This is a genomic window from Bacteroides sp., assembly GCF_029057325.1.
Classification (GTDB): Bacteria; Bacteroidota; Bacteroidia; order Bacteroidales; family Bacteroidaceae; genus Bacteroides.
The window spans coordinates 1-3,574 of record NZ_JAICZW010000091.1 but is presented as its reverse complement, the minus strand read 5'-3'; the positions used below and the strand labels follow the sequence as shown (position 1 = coordinate 3,574).

5 protein-coding genes are annotated in these 3,574 nt (G+C 54.1%); 3 read left to right on the top strand and 2 right to left on the bottom strand.

What is annotated here, in order from left to right:
* On the top strand, window positions 1-844 hold an 844-nt coding region (locus K2G43_RS05335; protein WP_300153365.1), incomplete at its 5' end, for an SDR family oxidoreductase.
* Window positions 845-988: 144 nt separating this feature from the next.
* On the opposite strand, the gene K2G43_RS05330 is transcribed toward K2G43_RS05335, so the two are convergent.
* On the bottom strand, window positions 989-1,189 hold the full coding sequence (locus K2G43_RS05330; protein ID WP_300153363.1) for a hypothetical protein: 201 nt from the start codon (window positions 1,187-1,189) through the stop codon (window positions 989-991).
* Between the two features lie 256 nt (window positions 1,190-1,445).
* Here K2G43_RS05330 and K2G43_RS05325 point away from each other — a divergent pair, with 256 nt between their 5' ends.
* Both K2G43_RS05325 and K2G43_RS05320 read left to right on the top strand, forming a co-directional pair.
* On the top strand, window positions 1,446-1,865 hold the full coding sequence (locus tag K2G43_RS05325) for an N-acetylmuramoyl-L-alanine amidase (RefSeq protein ID WP_300153361.1): 420 nt from the start codon (window positions 1,446-1,448) through the stop codon (window positions 1,863-1,865).
* A gap of 266 nt (window positions 1,866-2,131) precedes the next feature.
* Complete coding sequence (locus tag K2G43_RS05320) at window positions 2,132-2,233, top strand: smalltalk protein (RefSeq protein ID WP_297645055.1); 102 nt, start codon at window positions 2,132-2,134, stop codon at window positions 2,231-2,233.
* A 115-nt stretch (window positions 2,234-2,348) separates the two neighbouring features.
* On the opposite strand, the gene K2G43_RS05315 is transcribed toward K2G43_RS05320, so the two are convergent.
* A partial coding sequence (locus K2G43_RS05315) for an MFS transporter (protein WP_300153359.1) occupies window positions 2,349-3,574 on the bottom strand: 1,226 nt, incomplete at its 5' end.

The window sequence follows — 3,574 nt, the reverse complement described above, 5'->3', positions numbered from 1 at the left end:
GAACGATTTATCCCGCAATCGGGCTTATCAGACAACGGGCTGTTCCCTGCACGACGACCTCTGTCCCCGCTCCGGAGACTACCGCTTTATCCGCACGGATATATGCGACCCGCAAGCCGTGAAGCGGCTTTTCCGGGAGGCACGGCCCGATGTGGTCATCAACACCTCCGCCCTCTCCGTCCCCGACTATTGCGAAACGCACCATGCAGAGGCCGACGCCGTCAACATCACCGCCGTAGAGCACCTGGCCGAATGTTGCAAGGCGGAAGGAAGCCGCTTCATCCACCTCTCCACCGATTTCGTCTTCAGCGGCCACACGGACAGGCTCTATACGGAGGAGGATGTCCCCGCCCCCGTCAACTATTACGGCTACACCAAACTGGAAGGCGAGAGACGCATCGCCGCCATCTGCCGCGATTATGCCATCGCGCGTGTGGTAGTGGTGTATGGAGCCGCCCTGCCCGGACAACACGGCAATGTGCTCCAACTGGTGGCGAACCGGTTAAGGAACAACGAGGCCGTGCGCGTCGTTTCCGACCAACAACGCACCCCCACCTTCGTGGGCGACATCTCGCAAGGCGTGGAGCGACTGGCCAATCACCCGCAAAGCGGCATCTACCACCTCTGCGGAAGCGAATGCCTGACCATTGCGGACATCGCCTACCGGGTAGCGGATATCCTGCAACTGGACGCCTCGCTCATACACCCCGTCACCACGGAGGAGATGCAGGAAAAGACACCGCGCCCCCGCTTCAGCGGACTAAGCATCGAGAAGGCACGCCGCGAACTGGCGTACCGGCCTCATACGCTGGACGAAGGAATCAGGGTAATGTTCGGCATTTAGAGGAGGGATCGGCCGCCACACCAGGCAAGCAGCCGGTAGTCACGGCTCTTTCATTTAGGCCTTACACTTATTTTCAGACGCGGATTGGGCGGATAAAGCGGATTTCATTGTTTATCAGCTAAATAAATAATCCGCCAAATTCCGTTAAATCTGCGTCTGAAAAATAAAAACGACTTTAAATGAAGAAAGAGACGTGGCAGGCAGTCGCCCGCAGGCATGGCGAGCAACATCGAGCAGTCTTCCGACGATTGCGCCGCAGAAAAACATCCCCGCTTCTCCTCCAAATCCTACCCGCTTCTCCATAAAAACATTGCAGGAAAAAGGGGGAGAGATTTCAGATTTCAAGATTTCAGATTTATGATTTATTGCAGGCTGAAAGCCTAACAATCCTATAGGGAGGTGTGTCAAAACGAAAAGGAACCCCCATCACGCCAGGTAAACCCCTTCTGCAAACCAGGCACATCATATAAGCAGCGACAAGTTCTTCGGACAAGCTCCCCTCCTTAAGCAATCTTCAATCCTCCCGAATAAACCTTAGTTCGCATCCGTTCACCTCACTTCTCCTCAGTTCCCCTCCCCCTGTGGGGGAATATCCTCATCTTTGCACTGTTCCCGGAAACAAAAGGCCATTTGTGCATGCCCCGTTTCTGAAAATGCACATCACCGTCGGCGCGGCTTCCGCATGACGGGCTATCACTACTACATCCGCCGAGACGGAAACACCGTCTGCACCCGCCCCCCGAAGCTTGTGGGAGCGCACGTGAAAGGCTACAACAAGCACTCCATCGGCATCTGCTACGAAGGCGGACTGGACGTGCAAGGCCGTCCCAAAGACACCCGCACACCGGAACAACGCTCCGCCCTGCGCCTGCTCGTGGCACAGCTGCTGCATCGCTTCAAAGACAACATCCGCGTCTGCGGACACCGCGACCTCAGTCCCGACCTGAACGGAAACGGAACCGTGGAAGCATGGGAATGGACAAAGCAATGCCCTTGCTTTGAAGTAAGTTCAGATTTATGATTTATAAAGTCTGTGCCAAGTAACTATTCACCTATCGTGACAGGTATAACGTGTTCATTATCCATGTAGGGATGCACCGCCGGTGCATCCGAAATACCGGCCGACAGCATGCAAATAAGCGGCTGCACCAAGGTACAGCCTTACAAACGATTGAACTCCAATCAAGCAAATAGCTGAGCAGTTACTATGCCAAGTCAATATCAAAAATCTGTTTATAGCACTATCAATTATCAACTATCAACTACATAAGAGAGGAGGTGTGAAATATGAAGATTGGAAAAGCTGTATGGCGGGCTCTGTTGAAACTGATTATCCAGGTGGCTCAGGCACTGCTGAATACGTTTGGCGGGAGTGCGATGAAGAAGTAGCGGGAATAGACTTCTAAAAGAGTTCGGGAGTTAGAGGGCATAATTCCTTCTAACTCCCGATAGCTCCTTTTTTTAAAAAAAGAGCTCCTTAAAAAAGAGCTCTTTAAAAAGGGATTTATTTCGTCACTCTCTCCAGCCACTTCACCATGGCGAGCATTACGCTCATGGAGATGATGCAGACGATGAAGAATACTGACCAGCACTGCCAGATGGGCCATGCGTTGTACATCAACGGACCAATCCAGAGCAGGAGGTTACCAAGAGCGGTAGCGGCCAGCCACAAGCCCTGGCACAAGCCGAGCATGCTCTTCGGGGCAACCTTCGACACGAAAGACAGACCCAACGGAGAGATGAACAATTCGGCCACCGTCAGGAAGAAGTAAGTGGCAATCAGCACCCACCAATGGGCTTTGGAAGCCATCTGCTCGTCGATAGGCAGACTCTTGAAGGCATCGGCCGAAGGATAACCGTTCACCAGCGAGAAGCCGGCCAGGAACAGGAACGCTATGCCGGCAATGAACATACCGATGGCAATCTTGCGCGGAGTGGATATCTCCTTGCCGCGACGGGCCAGAGAGGCGAAGATGGCCATGATGATGGGGGTCAGTGTGATGACAAAGAACGGATTGATGGCCTGCCATACTTCGGGAGCTACCGCCGAAGAATCGACAAAGTCGCGGGCAAAGAAGGAGAGGGACATGCCGTTCTGGTGGAACGAGAACCAGAAGAAGATGACGATGCCCAACACGGCAAACAGCGCGTACATGCGTTGCTTGATTTCCTTCGCCATCGCCATTTTCTCCTCTGCCGTGTAGTCAACGCTCTGCGCAGCCGCCTTTTTGGCCGGTGTGGGGAACGTCTTCTGCGAAACAAAGAAGATGACCAGCGAGATGAGCATGGCCGCTACGGACGCGATGAAGGAGTAGTGGATGCCCTCGTTGAAGATTTGCAGATATTGGCTGCAAGAAGCCGTCAGGTCGGCAATGGAGCCACCGGCAGCGGTGATGAGCTGCTGCAGGTTGGCAAGCGCCTCAGGTGCCATAGCGGCAGCGTTGTTGATGTATTCGTGGCAGAGCGCGGGAAGCTGTGCGTTGTAGGTAAGTCCGTTGGTTCCCAACCACCATTGGCGCAACAGCGGAGCCACGAACGGCGCAATCAGACCGCCCACGTTGATGAACACGTAGAAAATCTGGAAACCGGAATCGCGTTTGTCTTTCGCTATCTTGAGCGCTTCGGGACCTTTCTTAGCCGCCTCCGCCTCGAAGTTGTCGTACATCTGGCCCACGATGGCCTGCAGGTTGCCCTTGAACAGACCGTTGCCGAAGGCAATCAGAAACAGGG

Coding starts and splice junctions, on each gene's coding strand:
- K2G43_RS05320 (WP_297645055.1), top strand. CDS start 2,132: ATGAAGATTGGAAAAGCTGTATGGCGGGCTCTGTTGAAACTGATTATC.